Below are 22,157 nucleotides of genomic sequence, written 5' to 3' on the forward strand. Positions count from 1 at the left end.
CCCTATGTCGGGCGCGTGCTACGAGGTCGCATGAAAATGACGGAATTATGGCGCACGAAACTATTCCTACATCCGCATGTAATTTCCACGCCCGCATATAAAAGTGTAATGAAGAAACACCTGCGAAGAAGGCAACTTCCTAATAACGACTCGCACGATCCAGCAACTCAATATCCTCTGCCGGCAGCACCAGCCGGGTCGCGCCCGCGAGTTCAGCGACCTGCTCCAGCGATGTCGCACTGGCGATCGGGGCAGTGATGCTCGGACGAGCGATCAACCAGGCCAGCGCAACCTGCGACGGCGTCGTCTGATGTGCATTCGCCACGCTATCCAGCGCTTCCAAAATGGTGCGGCCGCGCTCATTCAGGTATTTCTCCACCACGCCCTGCCCGCGGGCGCTTTTCGATGCATCCTTCGGCTGACGATACTTGCCTGACAAGAACCCGCTAGCCAGCGAATAGTAGCTAATAACGCCAATCCCTTGCTCACGCACCAGCGGTTCCAGCGCGGCTTCATAGCCCTGCCGATCGTACAAATTGTATTCCGGTTGCAGCGTTTCATACCGCGCCAGATCGTTAGCCTTACTGATTTTCAGCGCCTCAGCCAGACGCGCCGCGCTGTAGTTAGACGCACCAATCGCGCGTACCTTTCCTTCTTTAATCAGCGCATCAAACGTCGCCAGCGTTTCTTCCAGCGGCGTATCTTTGTCGTCAGCATGGGCCTGATACAGATCGATATAGTCAGTTTGCAAACGCTGTAATGAAGCCTCGACCGCCTGACGAATATAGCGAGGAGACAGCCCTTTCTTGCCATCACCCAAATCCATCCCCACTTTGGTAGCAAGAATGACCTTGTCGCGCTGGCCGCTTTTTTTCAGCCAGTTGCCGATGATGGTTTCAGATTCACCGCCCTGATTACCGGGTGCCCAGCGCGAATAAACATCCGCGGTATCAATGAAATTCAGCCCGTGCGCCATCAGTGCATCCAGCAGGCTAAACGATGTCGGCTGATCGACCGTCCAGCCAAAGACGTTGCCGCCGAACGAGAAAGGGGGCACCACGATTCCTGAACGTCCAAGCTCACGTGTGGTATTTGATACTGACATAATCACTCTCCTTTTGAATCATGCAGAAAACATCATGAAAAAATCCCGCCAGCCTGCAATGCAGAACACGGCGGTTCGTTTTCTATACCCTAAATAATTCAAGTTTCAGGCAGGCGGCAAGCGAAGGAGTCCCGATGAGCTTACTCAAGTAAGTGATTCGGGTGACTGAACGCAGCCAACGCACATGCAACTTGAAGGATGACGAGTATGTGTGGAATAAGAATAATGAATGAGTAGAAAAGTGCGAATAACGAGACGTAGCATTTAGTTTAGATAAAATCCCAAGGTATAATTGTTTTTTTGCGTTCTTCCTCTCATTTTTAATGCACGCGTTACATAAAATGACGTGGAAAATTAGGCCTGCCTCATATTTGGAGCACACATGTCCCTGTCCCATATCGCGCAATTTATTCTGGCGCTGGTTGTTGTTGCGGCGCTGGCGCTACTCGTCTGCCGCGATCGTAAAAGTATTCGTATTCGTTTTATTATTCAGTTACTCGTCATCGAAATTCTGCTCGCTTATTTCTTCTTGTATTCGGACATTGGATTAGGCGCAGTCAAAGGGGTCGCAGCGCTGTTCGACAAACTACTCGGATTTGCAGGTCAAGGGACGGACTTCGTATTCGGTGACATGGTTAACAGTGAGAAGAACCTGATTTCCTTCTTCTTTAAAGTGCTCTGCCCTATCGTCTTCATTTCCGCGCTGATTGGTATCCTGCAACACATTAGAGTGCTGCCCATCATCATCCGCGCGATTGGTACGGTCCTGTCCAAAGTGAACGGCATGGGCAAACTGGAATCTTTTAACGCAGTCAGTTCACTGATTCTCGGCCAGTCCGAAAACTTCATTGCCTACAAAGACATTCTGGGCAAGATGTCCGAAAAACGCATGTACACCATGTCCGCGACCGCTATGTCGACCGTTTCGATGTCTATCGTCGGCGCGTACATGTCTATGCTGGATGCCAAATTCGTCGTTGCCGCGCTGATTCTGAACATGTTCAGTACCTTCATCGTGCTCTCGCTGATTAACCCTTACAAAGTCGGTGAAGAGCCGGAATTGCAGTTGGGCAATCTGCATGAAAACCAGAGCTTCTTTGAAATGCTGGGCGAATACATTCTGGCAGGCTTCAAAGTGGCCGTTATCGTTGCAGCGATGCTGATCGGCTTCATTGCACTGATTGCCGCGGTCAACGCCGTTTTCAGCGCCATTTTTGGCATCAGCTTCCAGGAAGTCCTCGGCTACGCGTTCTATCCGTTCGCCTGGATCATGGGTATTCCGTCTCACGAAGCCCTTCAGGTTGGCAGCATCATGGCGACCAAACTAGTTTCTAACGAATTTGTGGCGATGCTGGAACTGCAAAAAGTGGCAGGTGAACTGTCTCCACGCAGCGTGGGCATTCTGTCTGTGTTCCTGGTGTCCTTCGCCAACTTCTCGTCCATCGGTATTATTGCCGGCGCGATTAAAGGCCTGAACGAACAACAGGGCAACGTGGTTTCCCGTTTCGGCCTGAAACTGGTTTATGGTTCTACGCTGGTGAGCATCCTTTCCGCCGCTATCGCGGGTTTGGTGCTGTAATCCTTCATCACGTTATAAAATTTTTATCTCTATCCGGCGGCCTTGTGTTGCCGGATTTTTTTCCTACAAACCCTGACATATCTTCCACATTTCCTTCATTTTTGTCCGGCATCTCCTGTTTAAACTAGTAAAATAAGGCCATTGGTCTAATAACGTGCTGGGTATGACAGCCAACGCACATGCAACGTGAAGTATGGCGAACACGCACGCCGTGCTTCCCACGCAACCTGGAGAGAGTAATCCATCACTATGAATGCCAAACGTATCCGAGGCCTGCTGGTACTTGCCGCCGTTATCACTATTGCCGTGCTGATCTGGCGCCATTTTACCCAGACGTCGCCTGCCGCTTCCGGCACGAGTGAGCAGCACGCCGCCCGTACGTCACATTCGGCAAGCAGTGGCGGTGGACGCCGTGCTGCCATGCGCACGCTGGCCCCCGTGCAGGCTGCGATGACGCAGTCCGCTTCTGTGCCCTATTATCTGTCTGGTTTAGGCACAGTGACAGCGGCCAATACCGTGACGCTGCGCAGTCGGGTGAACGGTCAGTTGATGGCGCTGCACTTTCAGGAAGGGCAACAGGTTAAGGCTGGCGACTTACTGGCAGAAATCGATCCTCGTCCTTTTCAGGTTGAGCTGACGCAGGCACAGGGGCAGTTGGCAAAAGATCAGGCCGCACTGGCTAACGCCCGACAGGATTTAGCACGCTATCAGCAGTTGGTGAAAACCAACCTGATCTCCCGTCAGGAGTTAGATGCACAGACTGCCGCTGTACGTCAGGCGGAAGGGACGCTAAAAGCCGATGAAGGTGCCGTGGCCAGCGCACAGCTCCAGTTGGATTACAGTAAAATCACCGCCCCGATCAGCGGTCGGATAGGTTTAAAGCAGGTCGATGTGGGAAATTACATCACCAGCGGCGACACCAACGGCATTGTCGTGATTACGCAGACCTACCCTATCGATATCGTTTTTACCGTACCAGAAGCGGAAATCTCCACGATTCTGAGTGCGCAGAAATCAGGTCAGCCGCCCGTGGTGGAAGCCTGGGATCGTGCCAATCAAACGAAACTCTCACAGGGCATCCTGCTGAGCATGGACAATCAGATCGACACCACCACAGGCACGATCAAGCTCAAGGCGCGTTTTGACAATCTGGATGATGCCCTGTTCCCGAACCAGTTCGTGAATATCCGTATGAAGGTCGACACGCTGAAAAATGCCGTCGTCGCGCCGTCCGCCGCCGTACAAATGGGCAATGAAGGCCGCTTCGTCTGGATTCTGAATGATAAAAATGAAGTCAGTAAGCGTCAGGTTACTACCAGCATTCAGTACGGCCAGTTGGTTGTCGTCACCGCCGGGCTGGACGCCAATGTTCAGGTCGTGACTGACGGTATCGACCGCCTGACCGAAGGGGCGAAAGTGGAAGTCGTGCCCTCCGCGCTGACAGAGAAAACGCCCGCAATCGCCGGGGAGAAATCCTGATGCAGGATACCGTTCCAGCCAGCGGCGGTGGGCCGTCACGCCTGTTTATTCTGCGTCCGGTCGCCACGACGCTGCTGATGATCGCTATTTTGCTGGCCGGTATCATCGGCTATCGGGCGCTGCCAGTTTCCGCCCTGCCCGAAGTCGATTACCCAACAATTCAGGTTATTACCCTGTATCCCGGTGCCAGCCCCGACGTGGTGACCTCCGCGATTACCGCGCCGCTGGAGCGGCAGTTCGGCCAGATGTCCGGGCTAAAACAGATGTCGACGCAGAGCGCAGGCGGCGCATCCGTTATCACGCTTCAGTTCCAGCTTGAGCTATCGCTGGACATCGCCGAACAGGATGTGCAGGCCGCCATCAATGCGGCCAGCAACCTGCTGCCTAACGATCTGCCCTATCCACCGACCTACAGCAAAGTGAATCCGGCGGATCCGCCGATTATGACGCTGGCCGTCACCTCCAGCGCCATGACGATGACGCAGGTGCAGGACATGGTGGACAACCGCATCGCACAGAAAATCTCACAGGTGACGGGCGTCGGTCTGGTGTCGTTAGAGGGTGGGCAGCGTCCGGCTGTGCGGGTAAGGCTGAACGCGCCAGCGCTGGCCGCGTACGGCTTGACCAGCGAGACAATACGCACCGCCATTACGGCCGCCAACGTGAATTCCGCCAAGGGGAGTCTGGACGGTCCGACACGCTCGGTCACGCTCTCCGCCAACGATCAGATGAAATCCGTTGATGATTACCGCAAGCTGATTGTCGCGTGGAAGAATGGCGCACCGGTGCGGCTTCAGGATGTCGCGACCATTGAGCAGGCCGCCGAGAATATTCATCTCGGTGCCTGGGCGAATCGGCAGCAGGCGATCATTATCAACGTTCAGCGCCAGCCGGGTGCTAACGTCATCACAACCACGGACAGTATTAGCAAGATGCTGCCTGCGTTAAAAGCCAGCCTGCCGAACTCTGTCGAGGTCACCACACTGACTGACCGCACCACCAGCATTCGCGCCTCGGTGAAAGACGTCCAGTTCGAGCTGCTGTTAGCTATCGCGCTGGTCGTGATGGTGATTTACCTGTTCTTGCGTAACGCCGTTGCTACGCTGATCCCCAGCATTGCCGTACCGCTGTCGCTGATTGGCACCTTTGCGGCGATGTATTTCCTCGGTTTCTCCATCAACAACCTGACGCTCATGGCGCTGACCATCGCCACCGGTTTCGTGGTGGATGATGCCATCGTGGTGATCGAAAACATCGCCCGCTATATCGAAAAAGGGGAAAAACCGCTGAACGCAGCGCTGAAAGGTGCAGGAGAAATTGGCTTCACTATTATCTCCCTGACCTTCTCGCTCATCGCCGTGCTGATCCCGCTACTGTTTATGGGCGATATCGTTGGACGCCTGTTCCGAGAATTTGCCGTCACGCTGGCGGTGTCTATCCTGATTTCCGCCGTCGTGTCGCTTACGCTAACGCCCATGATGTGCGCTCGATTGCTGAGCCATCAGTCGCTGCGTAAACAGAACCGTTTTACCCGCGCCAGCGAGCGGTTCTTCACTCGCCTGATTGATGCCTACGGCGTTTGGCTGCGCAAGGTGCTGAACCATCCGTGGCTGACGCTTAGCGTTGCGCTGGGTACGCTGCTGCTAACGGTTTTACTCTATATCTGGATCCCGAAAGGCTTCTTCCCGATACAGGATAACAGCATCATTCAGGGTACCGTGCAGGCACCGCAGACGGTCTCGTTCAGCAATATGGCCGACCGACAGCAGCGCGTCGCGTCTATCATCATGAAAGATCCCGCGGTGGAGAGCGTATCCTCGTTCATCGGCGTTGACGGCACGAATGCCGCGCTAAACAGTGGCCGACTGCAAATCAACCTGAAACCGCTTAGTGAACGCAGCGAACGTATTCCAGAGATCATTGATCGTTTGCAACAGCAGACTGCGCAAATTCCCGGCATCCAGCTGTATCTGCAACCCGTGCAGGATCTCACCATCGACACCCAAATCAGCCGCACCCAGTACCAGTTTACGTTGCAGGCGATGTCGCTGGACGAACTGAGCCAGTGGGTACCGAAGCTAATGACCGAGCTGAAAAAGCTGCCGCAGCTAGAAGATGTCAGCAGCGATTGGCAAGACGGCGCAGCGGTTGCCTACGTCAACGTGAACCGCGACAGCGCCAGCCGTCTGGGCATCACGATGTCGCAGGTCGACAGCGCGCTATACAACGCTTTTGGTCAGCGACTGGTTTCCACCATTTACACGCAGGCCAGCCAATATCGCGTGGTGCTAGAGCACAATACGACGAACAACACCGGTCTGGACGCGCTGAACGACGTGCGCCTCATCAGCAGCGATGGCGGTACCATTCCGCTCAGCAGCATTGCCACCATTGAAGAGCGTCAAGGGCCGCTGGCGATCAACCATATTGACCAGTTCCCGTCGACGACGATCTCCTTCAACGTCGCCGACGGCTATGCGCTGGGCGAAGCGGTTGATGCCATCACGCAGGCCGAGCAGCAGATGAATCTGCCTGCGGATATCACCACCCGTTTTCAGGGCAGTACGCTGGCGTTCCAGTCGGCGCTGAGCAGCACCGTCTGGTTGATCGTGGCGGCAATTGTCGCGATGTACATTGTGCTCGGCGTGCTGTACGAAAGCTTTATTCACCCCATCACCATCTTGTCTACGCTGCCAACGGCGGGCGTCGGCGCGCTGCTGGCGCTGATGATGGCGGGGAATGAGCTGGATGTGATCGCTATTATCGGGATCATATTGCTCATCGGGATCGTGAAGAAAAATGCCATCATGATGATCGACTTCGCGCTGGCGGCGGAGCGAGAACAGGGCATGAAACCGTATGACGCGATTTATCAAGCCTGTCTGCTGCGTTTCCGGCCGATTCTGATGACCACCATGGCGGCGCTGCTGAGTGCGCTACCGCTAATGCTGAGTACCGGCGTCGGTGCAGAGCTGCGCCAGCCACTGGGGATCTGTATGGTCGGCGGCCTGATCATGAGCCAAATCCTGACGCTGTTTACGACACCGGTGATCTACCTGCTGTTTGACCGTCTGGCGACGCGTTTCCGCCGTTTAGCGCGTCAGGAGGAAGAAACCGAGTGAAGTTCTTCGCCCTGTTCATCCACCGCCCCGTCGCCACCCTGCTGCTGACGCTGGCCATCGCGCTCTGTGGCGCACTGGGTTTCCGCCTGTTGCCGGTGTCACCGCTGCCGCAGGTGGATTTCCCGGTGATCTCGGTCAGCGCCTCGCTGCCAGGCGCCTCGCCCGAAACCATGGCTTCCGCTGTCGCCACGCCGCTGGAACGGGCACTCGGCAGGATCGCAGGCGTTAGCGAAATGACGTCAACCAGTTCGCTCGGCAGCACGCGCGTCATTCTGGTGTTTAACCTCGATCGCGATATCAACGGTGCAGCGCGCGATGTACAGGCGGCCATTAACGCGGCACAGAATCTGCTGCCGTCCGGTATGTCCAGCCGCCCGACCTACCGCAAAGTCAATCCGTCCGATGCCCCCGTCATGATCCTGACGCTAACCTCGGACACCTACAGTCAGGGACAGATGTACGACTTTGCTTCTACTCAGCTGTCGCAGAAAATTTCGCAGATGGAAGGCGTCGGCGATGTCTCCATCGGCGGGAGTTCGCTCCCCGCCGTGCGCGTCGCGCTCAATCCGGTGGCACTGTTTAATCAGGGGATTTCCCTCGATGAGGTACGGCAGGCCATCGCGCAGGCGAACGTACGTCAGCCGCTGGGGAATGTGGAAAACAGCCAGAAAAGCTGGCAGATACAAACCAACGATGAGCTAAAAACCGCCGACGCCTACGCGCCACTGATTATCCACTACAACAACGGCGCTGCCGTCCGCCTGAGCGACGTCGCCACGGTAGAAGATTCGGTACAGAACGCCCGGAATGCGGGGATGGCGAACGCGAAGCCTGCGATTCTGGTGATGATTCGCCGCGCGCCGGATGCCAACATTATCACCACGGTAGACAATATCCGCGCCGCGATGCCGGAACTACGTGCCAGCCTGCCCGCCGAAATACAGCTGGATGTTGCGCAGGATCGTTCTCCCACCATTCGCGCCTCGCTGGCGGAAGTCGAGCAATCGCTGATTATCGCCGTCGCGCTGGTTATTCTGGTCGTCTTCCTGTTCCTGCGTTCAGCCCGGGCAACCGCCATTCCGGCGCTGGCCGTACCGGTATCGCTGATCGGTACCTTTGCGGCGATGTACCTGTGCGGCTTTAGCTTAAATAATCTGTCGTTGATGGCGCTCACCATCGCCACCGGCTTCGTGGTGGATGACGCCATCGTGGTGCTGGAGAATATTTCCCGCCACATCGAAGCGGGTATGAAGCCGCTACAGGCTTCGCTTCAGGGCGTTCGCGAAGTGGGCTTCACCGTCTTATCCATGAGTCTATCGCTGGTTGCGGTGTTCATCCCGCTCCTGCTGATGGACGGCTTGCCAGGGCGGCTATTCCGCGAATTCGCCGTCACGCTGTCAGTAGCGATCATGATTTCGCTACTGATCTCGCTCACGCTCACGCCGATGCTGTGTGCACGACTGCTGCGTGCCGTGCCCAAACGCAGTCAGCCGCGTAAGCGCGGTTTTAACCGCGTGCTATTGGCGATGCAACAAGGCTACGGGCGCTCGCTGAAGTGGGTGCTCAACCATGCGCGCTGGGTGTTGCTGCTCCTGTTGGGCACCATCGCGCTCAACGTCTGGCTGTATATCAGCATTCCGAAGACCTTCTTCCCGGAACAGGATACGGGTCGGCTGATGGGCTTTATTCAAGCCGACCAGAGCATTTCTTTTCAGGCGATGACGGTGAAACTCCAGAACTTCATGACCATTGTCAGCAACGACCCAGCGGTGGATAACGTGAACGGGTTTACCGGCGGCTCGCGCACCAACAGCGGATCGATGTTTATCTCGCTGAAGCCGCTGTCCGAGCGCGATGTATCAGCACAGCAGGTGATCAGCCGCCTGCGCGTCAAGCTGGCAAAAGAACCCGGTGCCAACCTGTTTTTAATGCCGGTGCAGGATATCCGTATCGGCGGACGCGAATCGAGCGCTGGATATCAGTACACGCTGCTGTCTGACGATTTGAGCGAGCTGCGCATCTGGGAACCCAAGATTCGTACCGCTTTCAGCAAACTGCCTGAGCTAGCCGACGTGAACTCCGATCAGCAGGATAAAGGGGCGGAAATGGCGCTCACCTACGATCGCGATGCGATGGCGCAGCTTGGCATCAGCGTTTCTGCCGCTAACGCGCTGCTCAATAACGCCTTCGGACAGCGCCAGATTTCGACCATTTACCAGCCGCTGAACCAATACAAGGTGGTAATGGAAGTGGACGATGCCTACACGCAGGACGTCAGTTCACTGGACAAGATGTTCGTGATCAATAACGAAGGTAAGCCCATTCCGCTCTCTTACTTCGCCAGTTGGAAGCCGATCAATGCCCCGCTATCGGTGAACCATCAGGGGCTGTCGGCCGCCTCGACGATCTCTTTTAACCTGCCGGAAGGCACCGATCTGTCCAGCGCGACGGCGGCAATAGAAAGAACCATGACATCGCTGGGCGTGCCATCAGCGGTACGCGGCCAGTTCTCCGGTACGGCGCAGGCGTTCCAGCAGTCGCAGTCTTCCCAGCTGTTGCTGATTCTGGCGGCAATTATCACCGTGTATATCGTGCTCGGCGTGCTGTATGAGAGTTACGTGCATCCGCTGACGATTCTGTCCACCCTGCCCTCGGCGGGCGTGGGCGCACTGCTGGCGCTGGAGTGGTTCGGCGCACCGTTTAGTCTGGTGGCGCTGATTGGCATCATGCTGTTGATTGGGATCGTGAAGAAGAACGCGATCATGATGGTGGATTTTGCGCTGGTGGCGCAGCGCAGCGGCAAGCTGAGCGCACAGGATGCGATTTTTCAGGCCTGCCTGCTGCGTTTCCGCCCGATTATGATGACCACGCTGGCCGCGCTGTTTGGCGCCCTGCCGCTGGTGCTGACCAGCGGCGACGGTGCAGAACTGCGACAGCCGCTCGGCATCACGATTGTCGGCGGGCTGGTGATGAGCCAAATCCTCACGCTATATACCACTCCGGTGGTGTATCTGTTTTTCGACAAACTGAGGAATATTCGGCGCAAAGCACCGGAGAAGGATTTGTCACTGTCGTGACGGAATAGGATTAGCGTTAGCTATCTAATTAATATGCTATTTATGGGGATATTTCGTGCGCTTAACTCGCAACGTACTCCCGCCTTGGCGTAAATGATGCTGAGGAGAAGATGATCTCTCGGATGAGCGGCTGGATTTGTCACTATCATGACTGAACATGAGTAACGGTAAAGAGCTAATAACATGCTATTTCAGGGGGGAGGTTTCGTGCGCTTAACGTTCGCTGTTTTTCTAGTAGCGCCCCGAACGCGCCCGACCAAGGGCGGCTCAATTGCCGTCGCCCTTGGAACCCTGGCTTGTGGCGCTAAATTGTACCGCTACGCGGTGCCTTCACCGAAAGCCGTCTCTTTACGGGCCGCCAGTGACGCGCTCCCGGCGCGGCACTGCCTTTCGTGGCGTCCATGCCACTCACCCGTGAGCCAGCTTCCGTCTCAGTACAATTTTTTACGCCAGGGGCAACAACAATGAATTCCGCCTCTGTCCGCTGGCAGCTCTGGATTGTTGCCTTTGGCTTTTTTATGCAGACGCTGGATACCACCATCGTGAATACCGCGTTGCCTTCAATGGCCGCGAGTCTGAATGAAAGCCCGCTGCATATGCATTCGGTGATTGTTTCCTATGTGCTAACCGTTGCGGTGATGCTGCCCGCCAGCGGGTGGCTGGCGGATCGTATCGGCGTGAAGAACATCTTTTTCACTGCGATTCTGCTGTTTACGCTCGGGTCGCTGCTGTGCGCCCGTTCAGAAACGCTGAATGAGCTGTTGGTCTCGCGCGTTATTCAGGGCGTCGGCGGCGCGATGATGGTGCCGGTCGGCCGGCTGACGGTGATGAAAATCGTCCCGCGCGATCAGTATATGGCGGCAATGACATTCGTGACGCTGCCCGGCCAGATTGGCCCACTCATGGGGCCAGCACTCGGCGGCTTTCTGGTGGAATACGCCAGTTGGCACTGGATCTTCCTCATCAACCTGCCCGTTGGCATCATCGGCGCGCTGGCCACCTGGTTCCTGATGCCCAATTACACCATGCGGACACAGCGCTTTGATATCAGCGGCTTCCTCTGGCTTGCCGTCGGCATGGCCACGCTGACGTTGGCGCTGGACGGCAACCGCAGTCTGGGCATTCCGCCGATTGCCATTTTCGCGTTAATTGCCGTCGGGCTGATCGCGTTACTGAGCTATTGGCTACACGCCCGTCACAACAAGCGGGCGCTGTTTAATCTGCATCTGTTCGACACGCCGACCTTCTCTATCGGCCTGAGCGGCGGGCTATTGGCACGCATCGGCAGCGGTATGTTACCGTTTATGACGCCACTATTTTTACAGTTGGGAATGGGATTCTCTCCGTTCCACGCCGGGCTGATGATGGTGCCGATGGTGCTAGGCAGCATGGGAATGAAGCGGATCGTGGTGCAGGTCGTTAACCGACTCGGCTACCGCCGCGTGCTGATGGTTTCCACGCTGCTGCTGGCGCTGGTCACGGCGCTGTTTGCACTGGTCGCGCTGATGAAATGGATCTGGATGATCCCGATTGTGCTGTTCTTCCTCGGCACGGTGAACGCCGTTCGCTTCTCCACCATGAACACGCTGACACTGAAGGATCTGCCGGATACGCTCGCCAGCGGCGGGAATAGCCTGCTGTCGATGACCATGCAGCTGTCCACCAGCCTCGGCGTCAGTATCGCAGGCATTCTGCTGGGCATGTTTTCCCAGCCGCATATGGCGGCGGGAAGCGTCGAAACACACATGGTGTTTATTTACACCTATCTCAGCATGATCGTCATCATCGCCCTGCCCATGTTGATTTTTAACCGCGTCCCGACGGACGGCGTCAAGCAGTCCACGCTGCCGCGCAAATCGTGAGGTTGTCATGAAATTCGGAATCACCGCCAAGCTGTTCCTCGCGATCTTCGCCACCTGCATGCTGGTGCTGATTACTATGCACTGGGGCGTGCGCGCCAGCTTCGAGCGCGGCTTTATCGACTACATTAAGCGCGGCAACGAACAGCGGGTCATGCAACTGCGCGATGCGCTGGCGGAGCAATATCAGCTGCACGGCGACTGGTCATTCCTGCGCAACAATGAGCGTCTGGTGTTCAAAATGCTGCACTCGCTGGACCAAAACAATGACACCGACAACAGCATGCAGGGGCTGCGAGTGCGGCTCTGGGTGCTGGATACCGGCAAACGCAAGCTGTTCGGCTCTCCGGCACCGATTCCGAATGAAGGCACCTGGCAGCCGATTCAGGTACAAAACCAGACGGTCGGCTGGATTGTCGCCTCACCCGTTGAACGTCTGACGCGCAACGCCGACATCAGTTTCGACAGGCAGCAGCAGCGCACCAGCTGGCTGATTGTCGCACTCTCGACGCTGCTCGCGATCATCGCCACCTGGCTGACCGCGCGCGGCCTGCTCGCGCCCGTCAAACGGCTGGTCAGCGGCATGCACAGTTTGGCCTCGGGCGATTTTAGCACCCGTGTGACGGCAAGCTCGCACGATGAACTGGGCAGGCTGGCGCAGGATTTCAATCAGCTTGCCATCACGCTGGAAAAAAACGAACAGTCTCGCCGCGCGTTTATGGCCGATGTCTCCCACGAATTGCGCACGCCGCTGGCGGTGCTGCGCGGCGAGCTGGAAGCCTTGCAGGATGGCGTGCGCAAGCCCGACTCACACTCTCTGCATTCGCTCCAGTCTGAGGTCACGACGCTAACCAAACTGGTAGACGACCTGCATCAACTCACCCTGTCCGATCGTGGAGCGCTGGCCTACCGCAAGGCCTCTGTAGACGTGGTGCAAATTCTGCACATTGCTATCGCCGCGTTTCATGAACGTTTCCAGAAAAAGCAGATTACGCTCACCACCGATTTACCCGCGCAGGCGGGCGTCTTTGGCGATCCCGACCGGCTAAGCCAGCTGTTTAACAATTTGCTGGAAAACAGCCTGCGCTACACTGATGAGCAGGGTCAGTTGACCATTACGGTTATTCAGCAGCATAAACGCTGGGCAATTATCTGGCAGGACAGCGCCCCCGGCGTGACCGACGAGCAGCTCACGCTGATTTTTGAGCGCTTTTACCGTGCGGAAAGTTCGCGCAACCGCGCCAGCGGCGGATCCGGGCTGGGGCTGGCGATCTGCAATAATATCGTTGAGGCGCATAGCGGACGGCTGTATGCTGAACATTCGCCATTAGGGGGAGTGATGATTACTATTGAGCTTCCCTTGCACGAACCTGATTAAGATCCACTTCTAAATAAGCAGAGCTATGACAACCGCACCCGATTTCGCTATGGCATCACCGATTCTGATCGTCGAAGATGAGCCCAAATTGGGACAACTGCTGGTGGATTACCTTCAGGCAGCGGACTATGCCACGCACTGGCTGCCCAACGGCAATGATGTCGTTGAGTGGGTGCGACAGCATTCCCCTTCCCTCATTTTGCTGGATTTAATGCTGCCGGGTTGCGACGGCCTGACACTCTGCCGCACTATTCGCCAGTTTTCCAACGTGCCAATTATCATGGTCACCGCCCGCAGCGAAGAGATCGATCGCCTGCTGGGACTGGAAATTGGTGCCGATGACTATATTTGTAAGCCCTTCAGCCCGCGCGAAGTGGTCGTGCGCGTCAGAACGCTGCTGCGCCGCTGCGGCTGGCAAAATGACGGGCTGAAAGCCGTCGAGAAAACCGAAACAGCCCTGTTGATTGATAAAAGCGGCTTTCAGGCCAGCTATCTGGGGCAGAACCTTGACCTGACGCCAGCGGAGTTTCGCCTGCTCAAAACGCTCTCCGCCGAGCCGGGCAAGGTGTTTTCCCGCGAGGCGCTGCTGGATAAGCTCTACGACGATTACCGCGTCGTGACCGACCGCACCATCGATAGCCACATCAAAAACCTGCGTCGCAAGCTGGAACAGCTGGACGAAGAGACCTCATTTATCCGCACGGTATACGGCATCGGCTATCGCTGGGAAGCCGCGCCCTGTAATGAGGTATAACGCCCACCGCCTTATGATGTTATGGAGACCATGTTGAACGGACCAGACCCTGATAACCGCTACCCCATGGCCGGTTTCCCCCAAGTGTGTTTCATCAAGAACATTGTCACCAACCCGAATATTGAAATTGGCGACTACACCTATTATGACGATCCCGATGGCGCGGAAAATTTCGAGCAAAATGTGCTCTACCACTATCCGTTTCTCGGCGATAAATTAATCATCGGTAAGTTTTGCGCTATCGCGCGTGGCGCAAAATTTATCATGAACGGGGCCAATCATCGGCTTTCCGGCCTGTCGACTTACCCGTTTCAGATTTTTGGCAACGGCTGGGAAAAAGTAACGCCCAAGCCCGGCGATCTGCCTTACAAAGGCGACACGATCATCGGCAATGATGTCTGGATTGGCTATGACGCGCTGATCATGCCCGGTATCCGCATTGGAAATGGCGCCATCATTGCGTCACGTGCCGTGGTCACCGCCGATGTGCCTGCTTATACGGTCGTCGGCGGCAATCCGGCCAAAATCCTTAAAGCCCGTTTTGCACCGGACGTCATCGAGGCACTGGAAACGCTGTGCTGGTGGGACTGGCCGATAGAAAAAATCACGCGTCATCTGGACATCATCGCAGCTGGCGATATTGCGGCACTGCAAGCTGGCCATCTGTCCGAATAACTGTCTTCCATTCCACACCCATTCATTCCACACGAAAAAGAGGCTTTCACGATAATGACTGCGCTATTTTCCGAAACCACCAAAATCGAGACCCCTCGCCTGCTGCTGCGCCCGCTTTATCGTGATGATGCGCCAGCGCTGTTCGTCTTTATGTCGGATCCGGTTGTGATGCGTTTCTGGAACCATCCGCCCTGGCAGCACATCCAGCAGGCGCACGACGCGATCGACGAATACTGGAGCGCGCTGTGCGCCGGGCAGCACATGAAGCTAGGTCTGGAAGTTAAAGAGAGCGGCGAGCTGATCGGCACCTGCGTGCTGTTCAACCTTGAGATTGAGTCTAAACGCGCCGAAATCGGCTACTGTCTGGCGGCGAGTGCGCAAGGCAAAGGCTATATGGCGGAAGCGCTCTCTGCGCTGCGGGATTTTGCCTTTGAAACGGCGGGACTCAGTCGGTTGGAAGCCGAAATCGATCCCCGAAACGTGGCTTCAGCCCGTTCGCTGGAACGGCTGGGATTCACGCAGGAAGGGCTATTGAAACAGCGTTGGATCGTCGACGGTGAGGTATCCGACTCTGCGCTATACGGCCTGCTGGCGGCTAAACGTTAGCCAACGCCTTACCAGGCTGGTCAAAAATACTGTCTGACTTAATGAAAATTTTGTCATTTTCTCTTTTCCCAAGGCTGTTACTCTTTTAGGCCTACAATAATAACGGGTATCACCCCGCACGGCGTGCGGGACTTGGGTCACCTGCAACAGAACGGATAAGGGGAAAAACGATGTCAGGCTTAGTGAATGGCAAATGGGTTAACGGCGATGTCGCGGCGGAAGAGATCAAAAATGGGGCGTTCCACCGCGAAGAAACCAAATTTCGGCAAACCGAGCTGGTGCCAGAAGCCGGTCGTTACCAGCTTTTTGTTTCCTATCTCTGCCCGTGGGCGTCGCGCACGCTGATTTTCCGCAAGCTGAAAGGGCTGGAGAACATCATTTCTCTCTCCGTTGCCAACCCACGTATCGCGGATAACGGCTGGGAATTTGCCACCCCGCAGGATGCCGGCGAGCATGTGGGTGAGATTCACTACCTGCACCAGCTCTACACAGCCAGCGTACCGGACTATACCGGAAAGGTATCGGTGCCTGTGCTGTGGGATCGGGTAGAAGGCCGCATCGTGAATAACGAATCAGCGGACATCATCCGGATGCTGAACAGCGAATTTAACGATCTGACCGGCAACCACCTCGATTTCTATCCGTCAGAACTGCGCGGTGAGATCGACCGCTGGAACGAAACCGTGTACCACAACGTCAACAACGGCGTGTATAAGACCGGGTTCGCCAAAACGCAGGAGCATTACAACGATGCCGTCACCACGCTCTTCGCCACGCTGGACGAATTGGACGAACATCTGGGCAGCCACCGTTATATGCTCGGCGACACGCTGACCGAGGCCGACTGGCGTCTGTTTGTGACGCTGGTGCGTTTTGACGTGGCCTACCACGGCGCGTTCAAATGTAATCTGAAGCGCATTGCCGACTACCCGAACCTGTCGAATTACCTGCGCGAGCTGTATCAGTGGCCGGGCGTCGCTGAGACGGTCAATATCGACCACATCAAAGCAGGCTATTACGGTATTGCCTGGCTGAACCCGACGCAGATTATACCGGCTGGCCCACAGGTCGATTTATATCAGCTCCACAACCGCGAAACGTTCGGAAAATCCCGTATCGCGACGCTTTAATCCTGCTTTATCTGGCCTGCTCTATTAATTGCAGGCCATTCTTTATTTAGGTCAAAAAATTGATTTACATCAAACGATTGATTTACGTCAAACAAAGGCCCCACATTTCGTATGTCGTCTACTGCAATTTCCCCCTATTAGCGCTAGAATCCCCCGCCTTTACTGCTCCCGCCGTGGAGCAGCCTGACTTGTGATCAGAATCGAGAGATACCATGTTTAAACCGGAACTGCTTTCTCCGGCCGGTACGCTGAAAAATATGCGCTACGCCTTTGCCTATGGCGCGGACGCAATTTATGCCGGTCAACCCCGCTACAGCCTGCGCGTGCGCAACAACGAATTCAACCACCAGACGCTGGCGCAAGCCATTAACGAAGCGCATGAGCTGGGCAAGAAATTCTATGTCGTCGTTAACATCGCGCCGCACAATGCCAAACTGAAAACCTTCCTGCGCGATCTGCAACCCGTGATCGAAATGGGGCCAGATGCGCTGATCATGTCCGATCCGGGCCTGATTATGCTGGTGCGGGAAAACTTCCCACAGATAGATATTCACCTTTCCGTTCAGGCCAATGCGGTCAACTGGGCGACGGTGAAATTCTGGCAGCAAATGGGGCTGACACGTGTGATTCTGTCCCGCGAACTGTCGCTGGAAGAGATTGCAGAAATCCGCCAGAACGTCCCGGATATGGAACTGGAGATTTTCGTTCACGGCGCGCTATGCATGGCGTATTCCGGTCGCTGCCTGCTGTCCGGCTACATCAACAAACGCGATCCGAATCAAGGCACCTGCACCAACGCCTGCCGCTGGGAATATAAGGTTCAGGAAGGCAAAGAGGACGACGTCGGGAATATCGTCCATCAGCATGAACCTATCGCGGTGAAAAACGTTGAACCCGCACTGGGCATCGGCGAACCGACCGACAAAGTCTTTATGCTGGAAGAAAATCTGCGCCCTGGTGAATACATGAGCGCATTTGAAGACGAGCACGGCACCTACATCATGAACTCCCGCGATCTGCGTGCCATTCAGCACGTTGAACGCCTGACGCAAATGCAGGTTCATTCGCTGAAAATCGAAGGACGCACCAAGTCATTCTATTATTGCGCCCGTACCGCACAGGTTTATCGTCGCGCTATCGATGACGCAGTAGCCGGTAAACCGTTCGATTCGACGCTGCTGGAAACGCTGGAAGGTCTGGCGCACCGTGGTTATACCGAGGGCTTCCTGCGTCGCCACGTGCATGAAGATTACCAGAACTACGACTACGGCTATTCCGTTTCCGATCGTCAGCAGTTTGTTGGTGAATTCACCGGCGTGCGCCGCGATGGGCTGGCGGAAGTCAATGTGAAGAACAAATTTTCCTGTGGCGACAGCGTGGAGATGATGACGCCGAACGGCAATATTCAATTCACCATCGACACCATGCAGAATGCCAAAGGCCAACCGACCGACGTCGCACCGGGTAACGGTCATATCGTCTATCTGCCGGTGCCGGACGATGTCTCGCTGGATTATGCGCTACTGCTGCGCAATCTGCCGGGCACCACCACGCGCAATCCTAACGCGGAATAAACCGGTAATATCGCCGGATGTCTCATACATCCGGCTACCCCGTTCGCCAGCCCCCTCTTTCCTTTACAGTATGCCCCCCTATCACTGCCGCTTCCCTGCTACGAACAAGTGCGTAAACCACCCAAAGGTATCGTTACAAAGCTCAGGGTTTTTTAACGAATATTAGAAACAGATCACATCAATTCGCCGGTCTTGTGGTTAATATTGCGTCGCTGAGAAAACATAGAACGAAAAATAAGCGTAGTGATACTACTAGGAACCACCTCCTTGGCCAGCTCAATCTCCCTTGAGCTGGCTTTTCTTTTTCTTCCGCTCACCCATTTCCCCACCGCACATATACCCTAAATAATTCGAGTTTCAGGCAGGCGGCGACGCAGAGAATCCCCAAGAACTTACATCAGTAAGTGACTGGGGTGAGCGAGGAAAGCCAACGCACATGCAACTTGAAGTATGACGGGTATATTCACCGATTCTTCTGATATCTGCCTACCAATTTAGTGTCTATGATTAACTGCAACGTTTCTGTATTAACAACATCGCAGCCAGAGAAATAAGACATGGAAAAAAATCCAATCACACTGCTGATTTTGAATGGAAAAAGTGCGGGTAATGAAGAACTTCGCGAAGCCATTGATGCGCTACGCAAGGACGGCTATACGCTGCATGTGCGCGTGACCTGGGAATACGGCGATGCTAAACGCTATGTGGAAGAGGCGATTCAACTTAACGCGGATAACGTGATCGCCGCTGGCGGCGACGGCACCGTCAATGAAGTCGCCGCAGCCTTAGCGGTGCAGCCGGAAGCGGTGCGTCCGTGTCTGGGGATTGTGCCGCTGGGCACCGCCAACGATTTCGCCACCAGCTGTCAGATTCCAATGGAGATGCACAACGCGCTGACGCTGGCGATCAAAGGCCGCGCCACCGCCATTGATATCGCCAAGGTGAACGACAGCCATTACTTCATCAACATGGCGACGGGCGGATTTGCCACACGTATCACCACCGAGACACCGGCCAAGATGAAGGCCGCGCTCGGGAGCGCCTCATACGTGCTGCACGCACTCTTTCGCATGGACATGCTGCAAGCCGAGCGCTGTGAGATTCGCGGGCCGGATTTTCACTGGTCGGGGGATACACTGGTTGTCGCGGTAGGAAATGGTCGTCAGGCAGGCGGCGGGCAGCAGCTTTGCCCGGAGGCGCTGATCAATGACGGGCTGCTGGAACTGAGCGTACTGTCGGCAACCGAGCTGCTACCGAATATGCTGCAAGCCTGGTTCACCGGCAGCGAAAACCAGAACATGATTTCCGCTACCCTGCCGTGGCTGGAGATCACCGCCCCGGACGATATGACGTTTAATCTGGACGGCGAGCCGTTCAGCGCCAAACGCTTCCATATCGAGGTGCTTCCCGCGGCGATTCACTGTCGGCTGCCGCCCCAATGCTCGCTGCTGGAATAGCGGCGCGTTTCAGCTATTCCTGTTTCTACTATTCCCGTTTCAGGCGATTACTGTTTGCCAGATACAGCGTAAACACCAGCAGCAGGATCGCCGCGGAATACACCAGCGTATCCGACGGGCTTTTGTGATCGACAATAATCAGGCGAATGATGGCTGTAATGCCGATGTAGATAAAGTAGCGCAGCGGGAAGTGATAGCCTGACTGGAAATACTTCACGATCAGCGCAATGAACTCAAAATACAGGAAATAGATCACAATGCCTTCTATCAGCTGATAGGAGGAGTCTTTCTCGTTGGAGATCAGCAGCACCTTCGCCAGATGGAACGTTTCCTTGACTAAAAAAATCACCAGAATGATCGCCAGCACCAGCAGGCCGATATTGAGTATCGTCTGAAGTGCTTTGGCAGCCATCGCACTGCGAGCAGAACCTGCCATATATTATCCCCACACCCTATTTCACATTAACGCCAAGAATTCACAGCAAAATAACCGGACGATCACACACTGTCTATGCCGAATACGCTTAATTTAATTTGAAATTACTGGCAAATATGTCACGCAAAGTACAAGTCAATTTACTTATGGTGCTACCACCAGCGGTGGAAGTGATGAACGGGGCCGATACCGTGCCCGACCTCCAGCGTGTCGGCCTGCTGTAATGCCTGCTGTAAATAGTCCTTCGCTGCCTTGACCGTCTCGCCCCAGCTATCGTGACGCGGTCGCAGCGCCGCCAGCGCAGCAGACAGCGTGCAGCCAGTGCCGTGCGTATGACGAGTATTCACGCGCGGGGAACTAAAACGCAGTGGTTCGGCCTGACGGCTGAACAGCCAGTCCGGGCTCTCCGCTTCACTGAGGTGACCGCCTTTCATCAGCACCGCCTGACAGCCCATCGCCAGCAGCGCCTCCCCCTGCTCACGCATTTCCTGTTCGTTAGCGGCAGGTGAGGTATTCAACAGCGCCGCGGCTTCCGGCAGGTTAGGCGTAATCAGAGAAACCAGCGGCAACAGCTCACGACGGATCGATTCCACCGCCTCCGGCGCGAGTAGCGGATCGCCACTTTTCGCCAGCATCACGGTGTCCAGCACTACGAAAGGCACCGCGTAATGACGCAGGCGTTCGGCGACGGTATCGACAATATCGGTCTGCGCCAGCATCCCAATCTTGGCGCTGTCGATGCGCACATCGCTCAGCACGGAATCCAGCTGTGCTGCGACAAAATCCGGTTCAATCCGGTAGACGAACTGCACGCCGCGCGTGTTTTGCGCCACCAGCGCGGTAATGACCGAGGTGCCGTAAGCGCCCAGCGCGGAAAAGGCTTTTAAATCCGCCTGAATACCCGCCCCGCCGCTCGGATCGGTGCCTGCAATCGTCAACGCATTGATACGCTTCATGCCAGATCCTCCGCGCGCAGGGTATAGAGTCTATCGAGGAAGTTGGGTATAAAACTCCCCGTCCCCTGCGCCACCGAGGCTGCCTGCTGTCCCGCCTGCGCCATGACATAACACGCCGCCGCTACATGCGATAAGCGATCCCCCTCCAGAGAACAGAAACCCGCCACAACCGCCGACAGCGCACAGCCCGTACCGACCACGCGCGTCATCATGCTATCGCCGCCAGTTACCGCGATATCTCGCTCGCCGTCCGTGACATAATCCACCACGCCGGTCACCGCAACAAACGTCCCGACCTGCCGCGCCAACTCGCGTGCAGCGGGGAGCGCCGCCAGCGAATCATCGGCGCTATCCACGCCACGCCCCTGTGCGGCTAAGCCCGCCAACGCCATAATTTCGGACGCATTGCCGCGAATCGCCGCTGGCTTCCACGCTAGCAGTTCACGGCAGAATTCACTCCGAAAGGTCAAACCGCCTACGGCAACCGGATCGAGCACCCACGGCGTACCCGACTGATGTGCGCGGTTTACCGCCGCTCGCATCGCATCGGCACGCGTGCGTTCCAGTGTCCCGACGTTAATCAGCAGCGCATCCGCCACCGCACTGAACTGCGCGGCTTCTTCGGGATCGACCACCATTGCAGGCGATGCATTCAGCGCCAGCAGCACATTAGCAGTAAAAGATTGCACCACATCATTGGTCAGACAGTGCACCAACGGCGAAGCAGAACGGAATTGAGTGAGTAATGTTGCTGCCTGAGCGGCAGAAAAGTCGGCGGGTCGCGTGTTCATAAGTCTCCCAACCGGCGTGGAAGAAGGCGGCAACCGGTGGGGCATACCGTGACTTCCCTACGCTGGCATTATCCAGATCAGGTGGTACGGGTATTTCTCAGCCTTCACAAAGAAGGGCACCCCGAGTCATGTACTACGCTTTGCAGCATAAGTAAGTGGGTAACGTAAAGCAAGCGGTC

The 22,157-nt window shown here is 55.9% G+C and carries 16 protein-coding genes and 1 riboswitch; of the genes, 12 read left to right on the top strand and 4 right to left on the bottom strand.

The window, feature by feature from the left end; translation table 11 throughout:
- Positions 1-139: 139 nt before the first annotated feature.
- Positions 140-1,105 carry an aldo/keto reductase gene (locus tag NXT09_RS11745; protein ID WP_268579775.1) on the bottom strand — a complete coding sequence of 322 codons (966 nt, stop codon included), beginning with the start codon at positions 1,103-1,105 and terminating at the stop codon, positions 140-142.
- A gap of 388 nt (positions 1,106-1,493) precedes the next feature.
- Here NXT09_RS11745 and NXT09_RS11750 point away from each other — a divergent pair, with 388 nt between their 5' ends.
- The 12 genes from NXT09_RS11750 (at position 1,494) to yegS (ending at position 19,795) form a co-directional block, all read left to right on the top strand.
- Positions 1,494-2,684: a NupC/NupG family nucleoside CNT transporter gene (locus NXT09_RS11750; RefSeq protein ID WP_275901590.1), complete on the top strand. Its 1,191-nt coding sequence runs from the start codon at positions 1,494-1,496 to the stop codon at positions 2,682-2,684.
- Between the two features lie 249 nt (positions 2,685-2,933).
- Positions 2,934-4,163 (top strand): MdtA/MuxA family multidrug efflux RND transporter periplasmic adaptor subunit, encoded by a 1,230-nt coding sequence (locus NXT09_RS11755; protein WP_268579776.1) that lies wholly within the window; start codon positions 2,934-2,936, stop codon positions 4,161-4,163.
- Positions 4,163-7,285 (top strand): MdtB/MuxB family multidrug efflux RND transporter permease subunit, encoded by a 3,123-nt coding sequence (locus NXT09_RS11760; RefSeq protein WP_268579777.1) that lies wholly within the window; start codon positions 4,163-4,165, stop codon positions 7,283-7,285. Before NXT09_RS11755 ends, NXT09_RS11760 begins: the two co-directional genes overlap by 1 nt.
- The gene (gene mdtC, locus NXT09_RS11765; RefSeq protein WP_268579778.1) at positions 7,282-10,362 is read left to right on the top strand and encodes a multidrug efflux RND transporter permease subunit MdtC; all 3,081 of its coding nucleotides are present in this window, start codon (positions 7,282-7,284) and stop codon (positions 10,360-10,362) included. Before NXT09_RS11760 ends, mdtC begins: the two co-directional genes overlap by 4 nt.
- A 464-nt stretch (positions 10,363-10,826) precedes the next feature.
- On the top strand, positions 10,827-12,224 hold the full coding sequence (locus tag NXT09_RS11770) for an MFS transporter (RefSeq protein ID WP_268579779.1): 1,398 nt from the start codon (positions 10,827-10,829) through the stop codon (positions 12,222-12,224).
- A gap of 7 nt (positions 12,225-12,231) precedes the next feature.
- On the top strand, positions 12,232-13,599 hold the full coding sequence (gene baeS / locus NXT09_RS11775) for an envelope stress sensor histidine kinase BaeS (protein ID WP_268579780.1): 1,368 nt from the start codon (positions 12,232-12,234) through the stop codon (positions 13,597-13,599).
- Positions 13,600-13,624: 25 nt separating this feature from the next.
- Entirely contained in the window at positions 13,625-14,353 is a 729-nt protein-coding gene (gene baeR, locus NXT09_RS11780) for an envelope stress response regulator BaeR (protein WP_205550115.1), read from the top strand.
- Between the two features lie 30 nt (positions 14,354-14,383).
- Positions 14,384-15,028, top strand: coding sequence for a Vat family streptogramin A O-acetyltransferase (locus NXT09_RS11785; protein ID WP_370690946.1), 645 nt, complete (start codon positions 14,384-14,386; stop codon positions 15,026-15,028).
- Between the two features lie 54 nt (positions 15,029-15,082).
- Entirely contained in the window at positions 15,083-15,634 is a 552-nt protein-coding gene (locus NXT09_RS11790; RefSeq protein WP_268579782.1) for a GNAT family N-acetyltransferase, read from the top strand.
- 170 nt (positions 15,635-15,804) lie between these two features.
- Positions 15,805-16,764: a glutathione S-transferase family protein gene (locus tag NXT09_RS11795; RefSeq protein WP_268579783.1), complete on the top strand. Its 960-nt coding sequence runs from the start codon at positions 15,805-15,807 to the stop codon at positions 16,762-16,764.
- A 212-nt stretch (positions 16,765-16,976) separates the two neighbouring features.
- The gene (gene trhP, locus NXT09_RS11800) at positions 16,977-18,338 is read left to right on the top strand and encodes a prephenate-dependent tRNA uridine(34) hydroxylase TrhP (protein WP_102118918.1); all 1,362 of its coding nucleotides are present in this window, start codon (positions 16,977-16,979) and stop codon (positions 18,336-18,338) included.
- A gap of 557 nt (positions 18,339-18,895) precedes the next feature.
- Entirely contained in the window at positions 18,896-19,795 is a 900-nt protein-coding gene (yegS, locus tag NXT09_RS11805) for a lipid kinase YegS (protein WP_268579784.1), read from the top strand.
- A 28-nt stretch (positions 19,796-19,823) separates the two neighbouring features.
- Here yegS and psiE read toward each other — a convergent pair whose 3' ends face one another.
- The 3 genes from psiE to thiM all read right to left on the bottom strand — a co-directional run bounded on the left by psiE (position 19,824) and on the right by thiM (position 21,978).
- A complete protein-coding gene (gene psiE, locus NXT09_RS11810) occupies positions 19,824-20,231 on the bottom strand; it encodes a phosphate-starvation-inducible protein PsiE (RefSeq protein ID WP_174865083.1) in 408 nt (135 codons plus the stop codon).
- 152 nt (positions 20,232-20,383) lie between these two features.
- Complete coding sequence (gene thiD / locus NXT09_RS11815; protein WP_268579785.1) at positions 20,384-21,187, bottom strand: bifunctional hydroxymethylpyrimidine kinase/phosphomethylpyrimidine kinase; 804 nt, start codon at positions 21,185-21,187, stop codon at positions 20,384-20,386.
- A complete protein-coding gene (gene thiM, locus NXT09_RS11820) occupies positions 21,184-21,978 on the bottom strand; it encodes a hydroxyethylthiazole kinase (RefSeq protein WP_268579786.1) in 795 nt (264 codons plus the stop codon). Before thiM ends, thiD begins: the two co-directional genes overlap by 4 nt.
- A 37-nt stretch (positions 21,979-22,015) precedes the next feature.
- Positions 22,016-22,112, bottom strand: a riboswitch (TPP riboswitch).
- Between the last annotated feature and the right edge of the window lie 45 nt (positions 22,113-22,157).

Origin of the sequence: Pectobacterium jejuense (assembly GCF_026800125.1) — a bacterium.
GTDB classification, from domain to species: domain Bacteria; phylum Pseudomonadota; class Gammaproteobacteria; order Enterobacterales; family Enterobacteriaceae; genus Pectobacterium; species Pectobacterium jejuense.